22 protein-coding genes and 1 riboswitch are annotated in these 17,825 nt (G+C 50.0%); all 22 genes read left to right on the top strand.

Going from position 1 to position 17,825, the window contains the following annotated elements:
* Nucleotides 1-60: 60 nt before the first annotated feature.
* The 22 genes from P9B68_RS03615 to P9B68_RS03720 all read left to right on the top strand — a co-directional run bounded on the left by P9B68_RS03615 (nt 61) and on the right by P9B68_RS03720 (nt 17,745).
* Nucleotides 61-1,020 carry a PhoH family protein gene (locus tag P9B68_RS03615; protein ID WP_277668470.1) on the top strand — a complete coding sequence of 320 codons (960 nt, stop codon included), beginning with the start codon at nt 61-63 and terminating at the stop codon, nt 1,018-1,020.
* 6 nt (nt 1,021-1,026) lie between these two features.
* Nucleotides 1,027-1,536 carry an rRNA maturation RNase YbeY gene (ybeY, locus tag P9B68_RS03620; protein ID WP_135660604.1) on the top strand — a complete coding sequence of 170 codons (510 nt, stop codon included), beginning with the start codon at nt 1,027-1,029 and terminating at the stop codon, nt 1,534-1,536.
* A 3-nt stretch (nt 1,537-1,539) separates the two neighbouring features.
* A complete protein-coding gene (locus P9B68_RS03625) occupies nt 1,540-2,022 on the top strand; it encodes a diacylglycerol kinase family protein (RefSeq protein WP_277668471.1) in 483 nt (160 codons plus the stop codon).
* A gap of 10 nt (nt 2,023-2,032) precedes the next feature.
* A complete protein-coding gene (gene era / locus P9B68_RS03630; protein ID WP_135660600.1) occupies nt 2,033-2,956 on the top strand; it encodes a GTPase Era in 924 nt (307 codons plus the stop codon).
* 236 nt (nt 2,957-3,192) lie between these two features.
* A complete protein-coding gene (gene recO, locus P9B68_RS03635) occupies nt 3,193-3,948 on the top strand; it encodes a DNA repair protein RecO (RefSeq protein WP_135660598.1) in 756 nt (251 codons plus the stop codon).
* Nucleotides 3,949-4,084: 136 nt separating this feature from the next.
* Complete coding sequence (locus P9B68_RS03640) at nt 4,085-6,454, top strand: endonuclease MutS2 (protein ID WP_135660670.1); 2,370 nt, start codon at nt 4,085-4,087, stop codon at nt 6,452-6,454.
* A gap of 56 nt (nt 6,455-6,510) precedes the next feature.
* Nucleotides 6,511-7,164, top strand: coding sequence for a hypothetical protein (locus P9B68_RS03645; RefSeq protein WP_135660596.1), 654 nt, complete (start codon nt 6,511-6,513; stop codon nt 7,162-7,164).
* Nucleotides 7,165-7,265: 101 nt separating this feature from the next.
* Nucleotides 7,266-7,628 carry a YlxM family DNA-binding protein gene (gene ylxM / locus P9B68_RS03650; RefSeq protein ID WP_277668472.1) on the top strand — a complete coding sequence of 121 codons (363 nt, stop codon included), beginning with the start codon at nt 7,266-7,268 and terminating at the stop codon, nt 7,626-7,628.
* Nucleotides 7,629-7,643: 15 nt separating this feature from the next.
* The gene (gene ffh, locus P9B68_RS03655; protein WP_135660592.1) at nt 7,644-8,969 is read left to right on the top strand and encodes a signal recognition particle protein; all 1,326 of its coding nucleotides are present in this window, start codon (nt 7,644-7,646) and stop codon (nt 8,967-8,969) included.
* Nucleotides 8,970-9,034: 65 nt separating this feature from the next.
* The gene (gene rpsP / locus P9B68_RS03660; RefSeq protein ID WP_135660590.1) at nt 9,035-9,277 is read left to right on the top strand and encodes a 30S ribosomal protein S16; all 243 of its coding nucleotides are present in this window, start codon (nt 9,035-9,037) and stop codon (nt 9,275-9,277) included.
* Nucleotides 9,278-9,293: 16 nt separating this feature from the next.
* On the top strand, nt 9,294-9,527 hold the full coding sequence (locus P9B68_RS03665) for a KH domain-containing protein (protein WP_135660588.1): 234 nt from the start codon (nt 9,294-9,296) through the stop codon (nt 9,525-9,527).
* 70 nt (nt 9,528-9,597) lie between these two features.
* Nucleotides 9,598-9,694: riboswitch (THF riboswitch) on the top strand.
* 60 nt (nt 9,695-9,754) lie between these two features.
* Nucleotides 9,755-10,312, top strand: coding sequence for a folate family ECF transporter S component (locus tag P9B68_RS03670; protein ID WP_135660585.1), 558 nt, complete (start codon nt 9,755-9,757; stop codon nt 10,310-10,312).
* A gap of 42 nt (nt 10,313-10,354) precedes the next feature.
* Nucleotides 10,355-10,870 carry a ribosome maturation factor RimM gene (rimM, locus tag P9B68_RS03675; RefSeq protein WP_135660583.1) on the top strand — a complete coding sequence of 172 codons (516 nt, stop codon included), beginning with the start codon at nt 10,355-10,357 and terminating at the stop codon, nt 10,868-10,870.
* A complete protein-coding gene (trmD, locus tag P9B68_RS03680) occupies nt 10,860-11,627 on the top strand; it encodes a tRNA (guanosine(37)-N1)-methyltransferase TrmD (RefSeq protein WP_135660581.1) in 768 nt (255 codons plus the stop codon). Before rimM ends, trmD begins: the two co-directional genes overlap by 11 nt.
* A 216-nt stretch (nt 11,628-11,843) precedes the next feature.
* A complete protein-coding gene (locus P9B68_RS03685) occupies nt 11,844-12,107 on the top strand; it encodes an HPr family phosphocarrier protein (protein ID WP_135660579.1) in 264 nt (87 codons plus the stop codon).
* 70 nt (nt 12,108-12,177) lie between these two features.
* A complete protein-coding gene (gene uvrC, locus P9B68_RS03690) occupies nt 12,178-14,034 on the top strand; it encodes an excinuclease ABC subunit UvrC (protein ID WP_277668473.1) in 1,857 nt (618 codons plus the stop codon).
* 69 nt (nt 14,035-14,103) lie between these two features.
* Nucleotides 14,104-14,655, top strand: coding sequence for a 16S rRNA (guanine(966)-N(2))-methyltransferase RsmD (gene rsmD, locus P9B68_RS03695; protein ID WP_135660575.1), 552 nt, complete (start codon nt 14,104-14,106; stop codon nt 14,653-14,655).
* Nucleotides 14,652-15,152, top strand: coding sequence for a pantetheine-phosphate adenylyltransferase (coaD, locus tag P9B68_RS03700; RefSeq protein WP_135660573.1), 501 nt, complete (start codon nt 14,652-14,654; stop codon nt 15,150-15,152). Before rsmD ends, coaD begins: the two co-directional genes overlap by 4 nt.
* Nucleotides 15,145-15,618 carry an ATP synthase subunit B family protein gene (locus P9B68_RS03705; protein ID WP_135660571.1) on the top strand — a complete coding sequence of 158 codons (474 nt, stop codon included), beginning with the start codon at nt 15,145-15,147 and terminating at the stop codon, nt 15,616-15,618. The genes coaD and P9B68_RS03705 overlap by 8 nt, the downstream gene beginning before the upstream one ends.
* A 240-nt stretch (nt 15,619-15,858) precedes the next feature.
* The gene (mraZ, locus tag P9B68_RS03710) at nt 15,859-16,278 is read left to right on the top strand and encodes a division/cell wall cluster transcriptional repressor MraZ (protein WP_135660569.1); all 420 of its coding nucleotides are present in this window, start codon (nt 15,859-15,861) and stop codon (nt 16,276-16,278) included.
* 12 nt (nt 16,279-16,290) lie between these two features.
* On the top strand, nt 16,291-17,217 hold the full coding sequence (rsmH, locus tag P9B68_RS03715) for a 16S rRNA (cytosine(1402)-N(4))-methyltransferase RsmH (RefSeq protein ID WP_135660567.1): 927 nt from the start codon (nt 16,291-16,293) through the stop codon (nt 17,215-17,217).
* 30 nt (nt 17,218-17,247) lie between these two features.
* Nucleotides 17,248-17,745, top strand: coding sequence for a hypothetical protein (locus P9B68_RS03720; RefSeq protein WP_135660565.1), 498 nt, complete (start codon nt 17,248-17,250; stop codon nt 17,743-17,745).
* The last annotated feature ends 80 nt before the right edge of the window (nt 17,746-17,825 follow it).

Raw genomic sequence — 17,825 nt, forward strand, 5'->3', positions numbered from 1 at the left:
TTATAATAAAAACAATTTATCGAGTGACATTTGCCGCCGATACTTCTTTAAGGTGATTGGATGTTTGAACAAAGGATTAATATAGACCGTATGGAGCAAGCGGTTGCCCTTTTCGGCAACTTTGACGAAAATATCAAGCTGATTGAGAAAGAGTACCATGTCAGCATCGTTGGAAGGGACAGCGAAATAAAAGTTTCCGGGGAACCGGAAGAGGTGGCTTTGGCGGTTCGCACCATCGACAGCCTTTTAACGCTGATCAACCGCGGAGAAGCATTGAGCGAGCAAAATGTACGCTACTGTAATTCGTTAGTAAACGAAGGCAGTGAGTCAAAAATTGAAATGCTTGCAGGCGACTGCATTTGCATAACATCGAAAGGGAAGCCGGTCAAGGCGAAAACGCTGGGGCAGAAAAAATACTGCAACGCGATTAAGAAAAATACGATTACGATTGGGATTGGCCCCGCAGGAACCGGCAAGACTTACCTTGCCGTGGCGCTCGCGGTAACGGCGTTCCGTGCGCAGGAAGTGAACCGTATCATCCTGACGCGCCCGGCGGTAGAAGCCGGGGAAAAACTGGGGTTTCTGCCGGGGGATCTCCAGCAGAAGGTAGACCCCTATCTGCGCCCCCTGTATGACGCGCTGTTCGATATGCTTGGAGCAGAAACGTATCAGCGGTATGTCGAGAGGGGTAACATTGAGGTGGCCCCGCTGGCATATATGCGCGGAAGGACGCTGGACGACAGCTTTATTATCCTGGATGAAGCGCAGAATACCACGCCGGAGCAGATGAAGATGTTTCTTACCCGGCTGGGGTTTAATTCGAAGATGGTCATAACGGGCGATGTAACGCAGATTGATCTGCCCGACGGCCGCAGATCCGGTTTAAAAGATGTTATTAAAATTTTACGGGATGTGGACGATATAGCACAAGTAAGGTTTAATGAAAAAGATGTTGTGCGCCATAAGCTGGTGCAGGACATAATTAAAGCATATGAAAAAAACGAGGAGGCCGGGCGTTAATTAATTATGGAAAAGATTAGAGTAATTATTGAAAACAAGCAAAAAGAAGTAAAGATTCCAACGGGCTTACGCATGCTGGTTCGCAGGTGCTGCAACGCCGTACTTAGGCTGGAAAAATTTGATTCGCCTGCAGAAATCAGCGTAACCTTTGTAAACAACCAACAGATTCAGGAGCTGAATAAACAGTACCGGAATAAGGATGTTCCAACGGATGTTCTTTCTTTCCCAATGGGGGAAAACGGTGTTTACGATATTAATCATTCCACCGGCGCAAAGATTCTGGGCGATATCGTTATTTCCATGGAAAAGGCCGTGGAACAGGCGGAGCGTTACGGGCACAGCCTTGAGCGCGAGGTAGGGTACCTTTCTGTACATTCCATGTTGCACCTTCTTGGTTACGACCATGTGAACGGTGGCATTCAAAGAGTCCATATGCGCGAAAAAGAAGAATTGGTCATGACGCAGCTTGGCCTTCCGGGAACAAGCAGTTATGTACTGGACGAGGATGAGGAATAAGGTTTGCGACTTTTTAAAAGCTTTAAATATGCTTTTCGAGGGATCGTTTACTGTGTTAACAATGAACGGAATATGCGAATACATACAGTAGCAGCGCTGTATGTATTCGTGTTTTCGCTTTTTTTCGAAATGTCGCGGACAAGCTATGCGGTGGTATTCTTGGCCGTTGCCATGGTGATGGCGGCGGAACTGTTCAACACGGTGGCGGAGGAGCTTTGCGATATGAGTGCGGCCAGCTTTAACCCAGTTGTCCGTATCGTAAAGGATATGGCGGCAGGGGCGGTTCTGGTTTGTGCTGTTTTTGCCGTTGCCGTTGGAATATGCGTATTCTGGCAGCCGGCGGCCTTTTTGCAGATCTTCCAGTTTTTCACCTCAAAGCCGCTGATGCTTCTTGCGCTTGCCGTGTCCCTCGTAATTAGCATTGTCTTTATCATATCGGGTCCGACTGGAATCCGTGACCGTATCCGCAGAAAACGTGAAGAATAAGGAGAAGCACATGGTAGAGCAAACAGGGCAGAAATCGGCCTTTATCGCGATTGTAGGCCGTCCGAACGTAGGAAAATCCTCCCTTTTGAACGCGATGCTCGGGCAAAAGGTTGCGATTGTTTCCAATAAGCCGCAGACAACGCGCACGCGCATTATGGGCGTGCTGACGCAAGGGGAATATCAGCTTGTTTTTATTGACACGCCCGGCCTTTTAAAGCCGCACAACCGGCTCGGCGAGTATATGGCGCGTTCCGTAAGCGAGTCTGTTGCTGGTGTGGATGCATGCCTTTTGGTTGTGGAAGCGGGGAGAAAAACGTCCCCTGCGGATTTGACGCTGATTGAAAAATTCAAGGCGCTCCAAATGCCGGCGGTTCTTGCAATCAATAAAATCGACCTGCTGGCGCAGAAAACCGAACTGATGTCCCAGATTTCCGAGCTTTCCGCTCTCTATGAGTTTGAAGCGGTCGTACCGGTTTCCGCGATTGACGGCAACGGCATAAAGGATTTAACGGCGGAGCTGGAGAAACTTGCCATGCCCGGCGGCCATTTCTTTGAGGAAGACACGCTGACCGATCAGCCGGAACGCGTTCTGGCCGGGGAAATTATACGGGAAAAAATTCTTCGTTTGTGCAGCAAAGAGGTTCCCCACGGTGTTGCTGTTGTGGTGGAGCGGATGCATGAGCGGGGCGACAAAAGCGGCATAACCGATATCGATGCGACCATCTATTGCGAAAAAGACAGCCATAAAGGGATTATCATCGGACACGGAGGCGCGATGCTCAAGAAGGTTGGTACCCTTGCGCGCTCGGATATGGAACGCTTTTTTGACTGCAAAATCAATCTGAAATTATGGGTCAAGGTAAAAGAAGACTGGCGCAACCGCGCGGAGGTTTTGCGCAGCTTCGGCTTTGACAGCAACAGCTTTGACCAATAGCAAAAGCATATTTTTAGAGTGAAATTTGTCATTTTATGGGTATAAAACATTTATTTACCGCTCATATAAGAGGATTTAAGGCAAATACTTTGATTAGCACAATGAAAAAGGAGCGGGAAAAATGGATGAAAATACTGCATGGAATTGTTTTCAACATACGGGAAATATTAGCGATTATCTAATTTACAGCCAATGTAAGCACAATCATGAGGAAATGCAGATGCGGGAGGACTTGGATGCGAATCGAAACCAAGGGCCTGGTGATTCTGGAGAAATGCGTGGGTGAGAATGACCGCCTTGTAACCGTTTTGACGGATCGGGAAGGCGTTCTGCGCGCATTTGCCCAGCAGGCGAAAAAATTAAAAAGCAGTAAGCTTTCCGCTACGCAGCTTTTCAGCTATTCCTGCCTTTCCATTTTTAAAGGGCGGGATAAATACATAATCGATGACGCTCAGCCCATCGAAGTCTTTTTTGACTTGAGGAAAGACATTGAGCGCCTGTCCCTTGCCCAGTATTTCTGCGAGTTGGCGGGTGCGCTGGCTCCACAGGAAGCGGAGGCGGGGGATTTTTTGCGTTTAATGCTGAATTCCCTGCATTTTTTAAGTAAGGGAACACGGCCGAACGCGCTGATAAAGGCGATTGTGGAAATGCGGATGCTCTCGTTGGCGGGCTATATGCCGAATCTGGTCTGTTGTGCAGGCTGTTCGTGCTATGAAGCGGATCAAATGTTTTTTCTTCCGCGCAGCGGGCTGATTTACTGCGGGGACTGCTATCGGCCTTCCTCCGAGCAGGCGGTCGTTCTGGGCCGCGGCGCGCTGACTGGGATGCGCCACATTATTTATTCTGAGTTTGAAAAGCTTTTTTCTTTCACCCTTTCGCCAAAGGGATTAAAGGAGCTTGCAAAAGCTAGCGAATATTTTACGCTGTGTACGCTGGAACGTGGTTTTCAAACGCTTGATTTTTACCGCCAGATGAAAACGGGGCAAGAGTAACAGGAGCACAATGGAGCCGTTTTACCGGAGCTTTGCTCCCTATGCTTTTGATTCCGTCTGTTTTTTTATAAATAAAATTATTTATTAATAAAATCGAAGGAAGAACATAGAAATAAAAGAGGTACCTATGGAAGACATGCAAAAACATTACCGGTCACTTGAGCTCGATAAGATACTCAAAATGTTGGCGGGGGAAACCGCCTGCGACGATGCCGCGGAGCTCGCCTTGCAACTTTCGCCGTCCCACTCCTTAAGCGAGGTTCAGCGGCTTTTACAGGAAACGGATGAAGCCCATACCCTGATGGCCCGATTTGGCGCGCCGTCCTTCGGCGGGCTGAAAAATGTCAGCAATTCCCTGCGCAGGGCGGAAGCAGGAGGCACCCTTACGATGGCGGAGCTTTTGCGTATCGCCGGGGTTCTTCGTACGCTGCGCGGGATTGTAGATTGGCGCGCGAAAAGCGCAGGGCAGAAAACCTGCCTTGATTGGCGCTTTGATTCCCTGATGCCCAATAAATATCTCGAAGACCGTATTTTTGGCGCGATTCTTTCCGAAGAGGAGATGGCGGACAGCGCGTCCCCACAACTTGCCTCCATCCGCCGCAAAATCCGTTCCGCTTCGTCCCGTGTAAGGGAACAACTGGATCAGATGATTCATTCCACCGCCTATCAGAAATACTTGCAGGACCCGATCGTAACGTTGCGTGGAGGACGTTTTGTCGTTCCGGTCAAGGCGGAATTCCGCGGGGAAATCGCCGGGTTGGTGCACGATACCTCCGCGAGCGGCGCAACCGTATTTGTGGAGCCGATGAGCGTGGTGGAAGCCAATAACCAGGTGAAAGTCTTACAGTCGGAGGAACAGGCGGAAATCGAGCGGATTCTCGCGGAGCTTTCGGCTGAAACAGGGAATTTCGCAAGCGGCATTATCAGCGGATATCAGGCGGCGGTAGAGCTGAACCTTATTTTTGCAAAAGCGAACCTCGGTTATAAAATGAAAGCAACGTTGCCCCTTGTAAACGATAAAGGGGAAATCCTGTTAAAAAAAGCGCGCCACCCCCTGATTGACCCGAACCGCGTGGTGCCGACCGATATTGAGCTGGGAATCGGCTTTGATACCCTCGTCATCACCGGCCCGAACACCGGTGGGAAAACCGTATCGCTGAAAACCGTCGGCCTTCTAACGCTGATGGCTATGTGCGGCCTGCTGCTACCCGTAGCCGAAAACAGCCGCATCTCCGTTTTTCAGAAGGTGCTGGCGGATATCGGCGACGAACAGAGCATAGAGCAGTCCCTGTCCACGTTTTCCGCGCATATGACGAATATCATTAAAGTTATCGCACAGGCGGACGAAACCAGTTTGATCCTTCTGGATGAGCTGGGGGCGGGAACCGACCCTGTCGAGGGTGCGGCGCTCGCCATGTCGATTCTGGAGGTATTGCGCAGGAAGGGTGCGCGGATTGCTGCAACCACGCATTACGCCGAATTGAAGGCCTACGCGCTGCAAACGGTGGGCGTGGAAAACGCATGCTGTGAATTTGACGTAAACACACTTCGCCCGACCTACCGCCTGCTTATCGGCGTGCCGGGGCGTTCCAACGCGTTTGCAATTTCCCAGCGCCTTGGAATGGATGAGGAAATCGTGGAGCGTGCAAAGGAACTGGTGTCCAGCGAAAACGTCCTTTTCGAAGACGTGGTGCAAAGTTTGGAAACCAGCCGCCAGAAATTGGAGGCCGAGCGCGCGCAAACCGAGAAGGTTCGCTTGGAGGCCGAGCGCGCACGGCAGGAAGCGGAGAAAATCCGCGACAGCATTCAGAAAAAAGCGGATCAGGAGCTGGAAAAGGCACACCGCCAGGCTTCCGAGCTTGTTTCTCGCACACGCGGCCAGATTGACGCATTGTTGAACGAAATGGAAGAGCTGAAAAAGCAGCGCGATAAAGCGCTCAGCGCCGAACAAAAAGCAAGGCTGAAGTCCGGATTGCGCAGCCTTGAGGAAACCGCCGACCCGGTTCACAGCCGCGAGGAACAGGGCGCTTATGTCCTCCCGCGTCCGCTGAAGGTGGGCGATTCGGTTTTGATATACGATATTGACAAACAGGGAACCGTGCTGCAGCTTCCGGAAGGAAACGGGCAGAATGTGCTGGTGCAGGCCGGGATTATCCAAACCCGCGTTCCGCTTTCCAATCTTCGCCTGATCGAGAAAAAGAAAATCGCCAATAAACCGCGCAGAACGGTTACACGCAGCATGACAAGCCGGGCGGAGGCAAAGGTCACAACCGAGTGTGACCTGCGTGGGCAGACCGTCGAAGAAGCCCTTATGAACGTCGATCGGTTCATCGATTCCGCGCTGCTCAGCGGGATCGAACAGCTTACCATCATTCACGGCAAAGGAACGGGCACCCTGCGCGCCGCAGTACAGCAGCATCTCAAGCGCCATCCGAACGTGCGCGCTTTCCGCCTCGGTACATTCGGCGAAGGCGAAGCGGGCGTAACCGTTGTGGAGCTGAAGTAAGCAAGCGGGTGAGTAAGCGGCCTTGGGCGGGAATAATATTTGCGGGAGGGACTTCTATGAAGACAGCCCGAAAGCGCAGTAAAATACCGATTATCATGCTTTCCGTTTTTGTATTCCTGCTGTCCGCAGTTGGAATCGCATATGCCCTTGCGCGAAGCGACCCAAATCCGCCACTTGCCGCGGCGGAGCATACAGACGGCATTGCCGTCAGAATGATGAAGGCCGCCGTTACGGGAGAGCCTGCGCTCCTAACGGAGGAGGAAGCCAGTTTGCTCTTGTCCCGTAGCCTCACACGGGACGAAAGGATTCAGGGCGTGCGGCTTTCCATCAATGATGATCAGACGGTAAACGTCTATGTTCCCGTGCTTTACAAGCAAATGCGCCTCGGCATCAGCACCGTCGTAGCGCCCGGCTGGGACAGCGCTTCAAAACAGATAACCGCCACCGTGCAATCCGTCCGGATCGGGCGGCTGTCGGTGCCGCGCGGCTGGTTTTTGTCCCGGGTAAAAAGGGAAGTTCCGGATCGTTTTCAAGTGCAGGGCAATACCGTCTTGGTGCAATCCCCCCTGCCGAGCGGGCTTTCCCTGTCAAACGGCAATATTCTGTATCTCAGCGGCTTGTCCGTATCGGATGATGGTTTCCTTGTAAATATTACAGCGGATATGAATACCCTAAGAAATTATCTTGAGAAATTTTTAAAGCGATCGTAGGTAAAAAGGTGCGGTGCTTTTCCTCTTGACAAGCACTACGCTTTATTGTATAATGCATACCTGTAAAGCAATTAACTTTACAGGCGAATGGAGGGCGAGCTGTGACAAAAAATTTGGAAATATCGTTGCTGCTCGATTTTTACGGTGATATGCTGACGGAAAAGCAGCGCGAAGTAATTGAATGCTATTATAACGAGGATTTGTCACTCTCCGAAATTGCGGACAACCAGGGGATTACCCGTCAAGGCGTCCGCGACTCCATAAAGCGCGCGGAATTCCAGCTTCTCGACATGGAGGAGCGTTTGGGCCTTGCCCGCCGCTTCCGTGAAGTGCGTAAAGGGTTGGAACAGATTCATGCAGCCGCGCAGCGCATAAAAGAGTTTAACCAACATTCCATCTATTCCAATGAACTCGAAAGGGATGCAAATCTCATATTGGAAGTTACCAAAAAGCTTTGCGAATAGGAAGGAGGGGCTCCATTGGCATTTGAAGGACTTGCCGAAAAATTGTCAGCCGCGTTTAAGCGCCTGAAATCAAAAGGAAAACTGAACGAAGCCGACGTAAAGGAGGCAATGCGCGAAGTACGCCTTGCTTTGCTGGAGGCCGACGTTAACTATAAGGTAGCAAAAGATTTTACAAACAGAGTTAGTGAGCGCGCCGTCGGCGCCGAAGTTATGGAAAGCCTGACGCCGGCGCAGATGGTGATTAAGATTGTCAACGAGGAACTGACCGCTCTGATGGGTGGGAGTGACGCGAAGATTGCCAGCCCTTCTTCTCCGCCGACCATCCTCATGCTCTGCGGCCTGCAGGGCTCCGGTAAAACCACCCATGCGGGTAAGCTTGCGGTAATGCTGAAAAAGAAGGGGCACCGCCCCCTCCTTGTCGCGTGCGATATTTACCGCCCCGCGGCGATCAAACAGCTGCAGGTTGTCGGCGAAAAAGCGGGCGTTCCCGTTTTTGAAATGGGAACAGAAAAGCCGGTGGAAATCTGTAAAGCCGCCATTCGCCACGCAAAGGATTACGGAAACGATATGGTGTTGATTGATACCGCCGGTCGTTTGCAAATCGACGAAGTATTGATGAACGAATTAAAAGATATCAAGAGTACGATTTCCCCGCATGAAATCCTACTGGTGGTGGACTCCATGACAGGGCAGGAAGCGGTCAATGTTGCGAAAACTTTTGATGATATGCTTGATATCACCGGCGTTATCTTGACGAAGCTGGACGGCGACACCCGCGGCGGCGCGGCGCTTTCCGTACGCGCTGTAACAGGGAAGCCGATTAAATTTATCGGTACCGGCGAAAAATTGCAGGATCTTGAGGTGTTCCACCCCGACCGCATGGCTTCGCGAATCCTTGGCATGGGCGATGTCCTGTCCTTGATTGAGGACGCGCAGAGCAAGCTGGATCAGAAGGCTGCGGAGAAAACGGCCCAGAAGCTGATGCAGAACAAGTTCGACTTCAACGATCTGCTGGATCAGCTTATGCAGGTAAAAAAGATGGGGCCGCTAAAAAATGTGCTTTCCAAGCTGCCGGGAATGGAAAAGCAGTTGAAGGATGTGGATATTGACGACCGGGAAATGGACCGTATCGCCGCCATTATCCTTTCCATGACACCGGAGGAGCGTAGCAAGCCCTCAATTATCAATCCTTCCCGGAAAAGGCGCGTGGCCGCCGGAAGCGGTATGAAGGTGGAGGACGTTAACCGGCTTTTAAAGCAGCTTGAGCAGATGCAGAAGCTGATGAAGCAGCTAAAAGGCCGCGGCAGACGCCGGTTCCCCGGAATAGGTATGCCGTTTTAAGCTGAATTCATCCAAGAAGGAATTTTTGGTGAAGATATTTTATCAATTCATGGAGGTGAAACATTATGTCCGTTAAGATCAGATTACGCAGAATGGGTGCAAAAAAAGCTCCTTTCTATCGCATAGTTGTTGCAGATTCCCGTTTCCCGCGCGATGGTCGTTTTATCGAGGAAATCGGTTACTACAATCCGTTGGAGCAACCTGCTGTTGTAAAGGTTGACGCCGAAAAGGCCAAGAAATGGATTGCAAACGGTGCGCAACCAACAGATACCGTAAAAGCTCTTTTAAAGAGCAACGGTGTACTGTAATCGCGGAGGGTTAATCATGAAAGAACTGCTGGTTACAATCGCACAGGGGCTTGTCGAAGATCCGTCTGCCGTTAGTGTGGACGTTGACGAACCCAAAGAGGATGGTACCGTTGTTTATCACCTCCATGTTGCTGAAGACGACATGGGTAGGGTGATCGGAAAGCAGGGGCGCATTGCCAAGGCGATCCGCACGGTTATGCGCGCTGCCGCGACCCGTAACAACGGTAAGGTATCCGTTGAGATTGACTAAGTATGAAACAGGGCTGCAACCGCTTTTTTGTTGCGGCCCCGCTTTGTAGGAATTAAAACCCTAAAATTATGGCAGAGTAGAATTTTGAGCGTTAAGTGCCGCCTGAACGGGGAGTTGTCAGGTGGACGAAAAGGAAACTTGCGGTTCAAAATTCGCATCCCGCTGCTGCATACTTTGAGGGAAAGCCTCTTTTATGTAGCAGAAAAAAACATGAAGGAGGCTTTTTAATGTATACTTTTTTTCAGTCTGTAAAACAATCCGCTGAAGAATTGAAAAATGCGTCAACCATTGCCGTCTGCGGCTTGCTGATTGCTTTAAATGTGGTGCTTGGCCTTTTTTCCATTGTTATATCCAATGTGCTGCAGATTCGCTTTTCGTTTCTTGCAATTGCGGTATCGGGCGCTCTTTATGGTCCTTTGGTGGGCGGTATTGTTGGCGCCGTGAGCGATCTGGTGAATTTTGTTGTCCGCCCGACGGGACCGTTTATCCCGGGTTTCACCCTGGATGCGTTTTTAACCGGATTTATCTATGCGCTGGTTCTTTATAAAAAGAAGATAACCGTAAAGCAGGTTTTTGCAGCGAATACGGTTGTAATGCTTGTGATTAATATTTTCCTTTCTACCATTTGGCTTTCGCTTGCGTACGGGAAGGCTTTTTATGCCATTGTTTCCGCACGAATTATAAAAAATCTGATTATGCTTCCGATTAATACCGGTATGCTATATGTCGTGATTCGCTTTATTGAAAAAGTTCCAAGCTTTCGTTTTGGAAAGCAGAGGAGATAACGGCGGAAGGCATAAACAGGCAATAGAATTGTGGAGGTCATTATGCTGCATCAGTTTTTAGAAGCGGGAAAGGTCGTGGGCACCCATGGCCTTCACGGCGAACTCCGGGTCGATCCGTGGTGCGATTCCGCCGCGTTTTTGACGGGGTTTAAAAGGCTGTATTGGGATAAGGGCGCAAAAGAAGGGCTTGTTGAATCTTCACGCGTTCATAAAAATCAGCTTTTGCTGAAGCTGAAAGGGATCGATACCGTTGAACAGGGCGATACGCTGCGCGGAAAGGTGCTTTATATCCGCCGTGAGGACGCGAAGCTGGATGAGGGTTCTTATTTTATGCAGGATCTGATCGGCATGGATGTGTACGATGCCGATACCTTTATTTACTACGGTACGCTGACCGATATTCTTCAAACCGGTGCAAACGACGTTTATCAGATTACTTCGGTAGATAAGAAGAATTATTTGATTCCTGCTATACCGGATGTAATCATTCATGTTAATTTAGAAGGCGGTAAAATGCAAATCCGGCCGCTTAAGGGGATTTTTGACGATGCGGATTGACTTTCTAACTCTTTTTCCCGATATGTGCGAAGCGGTAATGTCCGAAAGCATTATCGGACGTGCCCGTAAAAAAGGCGCAATCGAAGTGCATTGCCACCAAATCCGTGATTTCGCATATGATAAGCATAAACGGGTCGATGACGCCCCCTTCGGCGGCGGAAAGGGGATGCTCCTGATGGCGGAGCCGATCGCCCTCTGCATCGATAACCTGATTGAGGAACTGGGGGAAAAGCCGCATCTGGTGTATATGTCCCCGCAGGGGAAAACCCTGACGCAGCAGCGGGTAAGGGAATTGGCGGAATATCCGAACCTTGCTTTGCTTTGCGGGCATTATGAAGGAATAGACGAACGCATTATTGACCAGTATGTGGATGAAGAAATCTCGATTGGGGATTATGTTGTTACTGGCGGGGAGCTTCCTGCGCTCGTTCTGGCGGATGCGGTCTGCCGCATGATCGACGGGGTGCTTTCGGGTGCGGAATGTTATCAGGAAGAAAGCCATTTCCATTCGATTTTGGAGTACCCGCAGTATACCCGGCCGGCTGTTTGGAGAGGAATCAAGATACCGGAGGAGCTTGTTACCGGGCATCATGAAAACGTGCGCAAATGGCGCAGGCAGCAGTCGTTAATCCGTACCGCTTTAAAGCGCCCGGAATTACTGGAAGCGGCGGATTTGACAGAAGAAGACTATAAGTTTTTATCTGATTTTCAGGAAAAATTGAAAAATATGGGAGATAAAAAAGCTGAAATCGAATAAAATGGAAGATCGTCATAGCAAAGGGGCCAAAAGTTTTCAACAATAACAGCATATTGCACAAAGCAAGACCAAACATAAACGTTCCGATTCGGTCATCAATCCAAAGTTTTTTTATTTTGTTGACGGTTAACCGAATTGTGCTATAATAGCCTTGAATCTTAAAACTTAGCTAATGATGTTAGGCGGAATGGATTTTCTGTTAGGAGTGAATAAGTAATGTGTGTTAAAGAAGTTCTGGTCCAGAATCAGGTGGGACTCCATGCCCGTCCGGCGACTTTCTTTATTCAAAAAGCAAATGAGTTTAAATCCTCCATTTGGGTTGAAAAAGAAGAAAGACGTGTGAATGCGAAAAGCTTACTGGGTGTATTATCTCTTGGAATCGTCGGCGGAACCACCATCCGGATTATTGCAGATGGTACGGACGAAGAAGAAGCTGTAAATAGCCTTGTAGAATTGGTAGAGTCCGGCTTCACCGAGTAATTTTTCCGACAAATAGCACCGCTTAGTCAGCGGTGCTTTTTTTGTATTGTTATCCTCGAGGGAGAATGTAATGACCGATCATGAAAAACATATAAAAGAGCTGCGCAAGCGTGCCATGCGGCTTCCCATGAATCCGGGCGTTTATATTATGCACGATAAAACCGGAAAGATTATTTATATCGGCAAGGCAAAGGCACTAAAAAACCGGGTGAGCCAGTACTTTGGCTCGGAAAAGAACCATGACAAAAAGGTGCGCCGCATGGTCGCGAATGTCGAGTATTTTGAATATATCCTTACGGACAGCGAATTTGAAGCCCTTGTTTTGGAATGCAGCCTGATCAAGCAGCATATGCCCAAATACAATATTCTGCTAAAGGACGACAAGGGGTATCATTATATTAAGGTAACCGCGGGCCCGTGGCCGCGGATATCCGAGGCAAAGCAGATTGCCGACGACGGCGCGCGCTATATCGGCCCCTACGTCAGTTCGTGGGCGACGAAGCAATCCGTGGATGAAGCGCTGAAAATTTTCAAGCTGCCGACCTGTACTCGGAAATTTCCGCAGGATATCGGGAAGGCAAGACCCTGCCTGAACTATTATATTAAGCAGTGCTGCGCGCCTTGCCGCGGGAAAATTTCCGAAGAGGAATACAATGAAGGCGTTGCGGAAGCGATTGACTTTCTGCGCGGCGGCAGCGCGCAGTGCGTGCGGCAGCTCACCCAGAAAATGGAGGAGGCTGCCGAAGCGATGGAATTCGAACGCGCGGCAAGAATCCGCGACCGCCTTGCGGCGATTAAACGGATGGGCGACCGCCAAAAGGTTGTTGCCACGCGCGTGCCGGAGCAGGATGTGATCGCGCTGGCACAGGGAGCGGGGACAAGCTGCTTTGAGGTTTTCCGCTTTTTGGACGGACGCCTTTGCGACCGGGAAACCTTTTTAGTGGGGGAAACGGGAAATCCGAAGGCCGCCCGCGGCGAATTCATCGAGCGCTACTATTCCATGCGGGACCGTGTTCCTCCGCGTATCTGCCTGGACGGGGTAGCAGAGGGAATGGAGCTGTTAAGGGACTGGCTTTCGCAAAAAGCGGGAAGGAAAGTGGTTCTGTCCGTTCCGCAGAAAGGCGAGCAGGCGAAGCTTGTGGAAATGTGCCGCAACAACGCCGCCGAGCAGGTGGCGCAGGCAACGGGGCGCACCGTGCGCGAAGCGTCGGCTCTGGATGAACTGGGACGGCTACTTGGAATGGAAAAACCGCCGATTTATATTGAATCGTATGATATATCAAATCTGGCGGGAAGCGAAAATGTGGCGGGTATGGTCGTTTTTGAAAACGGTAGGCCTTTAAAATCCGCTTACCGGAAATTTAAAATAAAAACGGTCGAAGGACAGGATGATTACGCCTCTATGCATGAAGTCATGGAACGGCGTATCCGTGAATATTTTGATGCGCAGGGGAAGAATATATCCGACGGTTTCGGAAGGCTGCCCGATTTGATTCTGCTGGACGGCGGTCAGGGTCAGGTGAGCGCGGTAAAACCCGTGCTGGAAGCCGCCGGCCTGCAAATCCCGCTTTTCGGGATGGTAAAGGACGACAAGCACCGGACGAGGGCGATCGCCTTTGACGGTGGGGAAATCGCAATTCATTCCAACCGGAAGGCTTTTACGCTGGTTTCTTCCATTCAGGAGGAGGTTCACCGGTTTGCCATCGGATACCACCGGCAGACGCGGAAAAAATCCACGATTTCTTCCACTTTGACTTCAATTGAAGGGATCGGCCCTTCGCGGGCAAAGGCGCTTCTAAGGCATTTTAAGATGATTACAGCAATCAAAAATGCGGATTTGGAAGAACTTTGCGCTGTGCCGGGCATGACGAAACCGGCTGCGCAAAAAGTGTACGATTCTTTCCACCCGGAAGCGGAAAAAAGTTGACACAGCGGCGGTGAAATGGGATAATATCGGATATAAAGTTGTATTATGCAATTTAAGGAGTTTTTATAAATGAGAGTAATAACCGGACTGGCGCGCGGGAAACGGTTGACCACGCCGGAGGGGGAGGATATCCGCCCCACGCCCGAAAGAGTGAAAGAAGCATTGTTCAGCGCTATACAGTTTGAAATTGAAGGGCGGCGGGTTCTGGACCTTTTCGCGGGAACCGGCCAGCTTGGCATTGAGGCGCTGAGCCGCGGCGCGAGGGAAGCGGTGTTTGTCGATGCAAATAAAAACTCCCTTGCCGTAGTGCAGAAGAACCTTGAAAACACGGGCCTGCTTGAAAGCGCCCATATAAAAAATATGGATTTTGCTTCGTTTTTAATGCAGAATGAGGAACCTTTTGACATAGCGTTTCTCGACCCGCCGTATCGTACCGGCCTTTTACAGCGTGCGCTGCCCATGGTAGCCGGCCGTATGAACAAGGGCGGAATCATTATCTGTGAGTATCCTTGTGATGACGACATACCCGAAACGGCAGGAGAATTTGTTCGGGGACGTAGCTACCGCTATGGAAAAATCCAGATAACATTCTACAGACATAAGGACGTGACCTCACAATGAAAACAGCAATTTGCCCGGGCAGCTTCGATCCGGTTACATTAGGCCATTTGGACATTATCAATCGGGCACGTAAAGTCTTTGACAAAACCATTGTCGCCGTTCTTGTAAACCCTGAAAAACATACCATGTTTACGGTGGACGAGCGTATTGCTCTTCTGAAAAAGTGCACCAAGGATATGGACGATGTGGAAGTCGTCGGGTTTGACGGCCTGTTGGCCGATTACGCACGGGAGCGCGGGGTAACGGCGATTGTAAAAGGTTTGCGGGCGCTGTCGGACTTTGAGTATGAATTTCAGCAGGCGCTGACCAATAAGAAATTGAATCCGAATCTTGAAACCATGTTTTTAACCACGAATTCGGAAAATATGTTTTTAAGCTCCAGTATTGTAAAGCAGATTGCATGTTTCGGCGGCGATATTTCTAACTTTGTGCCGGACTGCATCTTGGACGATATTAAAAAACGTTTATACGCAGGGGGAGGAAAAACGAATGAGTGAGCTAAACACGGAAGAATTGCTTGACGAACTGTATGAAATGGTTGAAAAGGCATGGAGTTTTCCCCTTAGCCGCGGACGTGCGGTTCTCAACGCAGAAGAAGTAAGGCAAATCCTCGATGAAATCCGCAGCAGCCTTCCTCAGGAAATCCGCCAGGCGCGGGCAATCTGCGCGGATCGCGCCCAGATTATCGCTGATGCGAAGCGCGAGGCGGAAACTATTGTCCGTGTTGCGGAAGAACGGGCTAAGGCTATGGTGAATCAGGATGAAATTGTGAAGCAGGCGCAGCAGAAAGCAAACGATATCCTTAGTCAGACGCAGGCAAGGTGCCGCGAAATGCGGAAAGCCTCCAATGATTACATAGACGACCTGATGAAGCGTACGGACGACGGTCTTTCTGCCAACCTTGCGGAGCTTCGCCAGACACGCCAGAACATCAAAGCGTCGCAGCGGTCAGGTCAAAATTAACAAATGTTTTGTCGTTTTTTGCAAAGCACACCACAAGATCTTGTGGTGTGCTTTTTATTTCTTCAAAATAAGTAAAAGCGTGAAAAATCAAGGGAAATTGGTAATAATAATCAAAAAATAAATAGTTGCAATTATTCAATAAATACGTTATAATCAAAACACAAGTGGTGAAAGGTGGGGACAAGTAGCACAATGTGGGTAATATGACATGTTGCGCTATTGCTCGGTAAGTGGCTTGCTATGTTGATCGGTGAGTACCAACATAATATTGACACGAAGGGCCGTGTGATTGTTCCGGCCAGATTCCGTGAGGATCTGGGCGAGCATTTTTATATCACAAAGGGTCTGGACGGTTGCCTTTTTGTTCTTCCGCCCGAAGAGTGGGCAAAGCTTCAGGATAAGGTAAAAGCGATGCCGATTTCCAAAGCAAGGGGTCTTCAGCGCTTCTTCTTTTCCGGTGCGGCGGAGGCTGAGCCGGACAGGCAGGGCCGCATCCTGATTCCGCAGGTATTGCGTGAGCACGCGAATCTTACCAAGGACGTAACCTTCATCGGGGCTTCCAGCCGGGCGGAAATTTGGGATACCGGTCGCTGGAACGAATTCAATTTGAACTTAACAGAAGAGAGCATAGCCGAAGCAATGGATATGCTTGAACTGTAAACAGGCGATATTATGGAATTTCAACACAAACCGGTACTGTTTGACGAAACAATCCAAAGTTTGGCGATTCGTCCGGACGGGATTTATATTGACGGTACAGCCGGTGGGGGCGGGCATTCCAAGGCCATTGCGGACAAGCTCACAACGGGCAGGCTCCTGTCCATTGATCAGGATCCGGATGCCATCCGCGCGGTTACCAAAAGATTGAAAAACAATCCCTGTTCTACGGTTTATCAGGCGAATTTTTCCGAGATGGCCGAAGTGGCGGAGAAGCTTCATTTGGTTCCCGTCGACGGTGTTCTCTTAGACATAGGCGTTTCTTCCTATCAGCTTGACAACCCGGAGCGCGGGTTTTCCTACCATAGCGACGCGCCGCTGGATATGCGGATGAGCAAGCAGGGCGTTTCCGCCAGGGATTTGGTGAATACCCTTACGTGGCAGGAACTGGCGCAGATCATCAGCCGCTATGGCGAAGATAAAAATGCGCGCAGCATTGCAAAGGGTATTGTTAAGGCAAGGGAACATGCGCCGATTGAAACAACGCTGCAGTTGGCGGAAGTGATTAAAGCTTCCGTTCCGGCGGCGGTAAGGCGGGAGCAGGGACATCCCGCGCGCAAGACCTTTCAAGCGCTGCGGATTGCGGTGAATGGGGAACTGGACAGGCTGTCACAGGGATTGGACGCCGCGTTTTCCATTTTAAAACCGGGCGGAAGGCTTGCAGTTATTACTTTCCATTCGTTGGAAGACCGTATTGTAAAACAGAGAATGGCTTCGTGGTGCACGGGGTGCACATGTCCGCCGGATTTTCCGGTTTGCGTGTGCGGGAAAAAGCCGCAGGCGGAGCTTCTTTATAAAAAGGGTCTGGCACCATCGGAGGCGGAGTTGGAACAAAATCCGCGCAGCCGAAGCGCAAGGCTCCGGGTTTGCATCAAACTGTAAATACGAATATTCAGACAAGGGAGTGGAAGTATGGCTGCATCAAACAGCAACGGGGCTTATGATTTTGCGTTATTTGAGCCAAAGCGGCAGCAGGAGGCGCCGCGGAAAAAAGACAATATCATAGAGATTCCTAAGGAAAAACTGGAACAAAACCGCAAAACCGGGGCAAAGCCGTTCCGGGCCGTATCTTATTTCCTTGCTTTGACCGTTATGCTCGGGATTGTCGGTACATATGTTTACGGCCAGGTACAGCTCACCGAATTAACAGACAACCTGAACGCAGCGGCAAAAACGCTGAGCGAAAGTGAAAGCGTGTACACACAGACGCAGATGAAGGCGAATTCAAAGCTTTCCCTTGAAACGGTGGAAAACTATGCAACCGGGAAACTCGGATTGCAAAAAATAGCACAAAATCAGGTGGAACCGATCTCCCTTTCCAAAGGGGATAAAATACAGGTCCTTGAGAGTGACGCCGGGGAAAACTGGCTTTCTTCCATTTGGAATGCGATCCGGCATTTGTTGTCATAAAAAAAATAGTTGATCAATAAGTATTACTACCCGAATTCGAGAGATGTTCGGTTAGGCATGCGATAAGGGAGAGTTGAGAG

Source organism: Caproiciproducens galactitolivorans, assembly GCF_029266045.1.
Lineage (GTDB): Bacteria > Bacillota > Clostridia > Oscillospirales > Acutalibacteraceae > Caproiciproducens > Caproiciproducens galactitolivorans.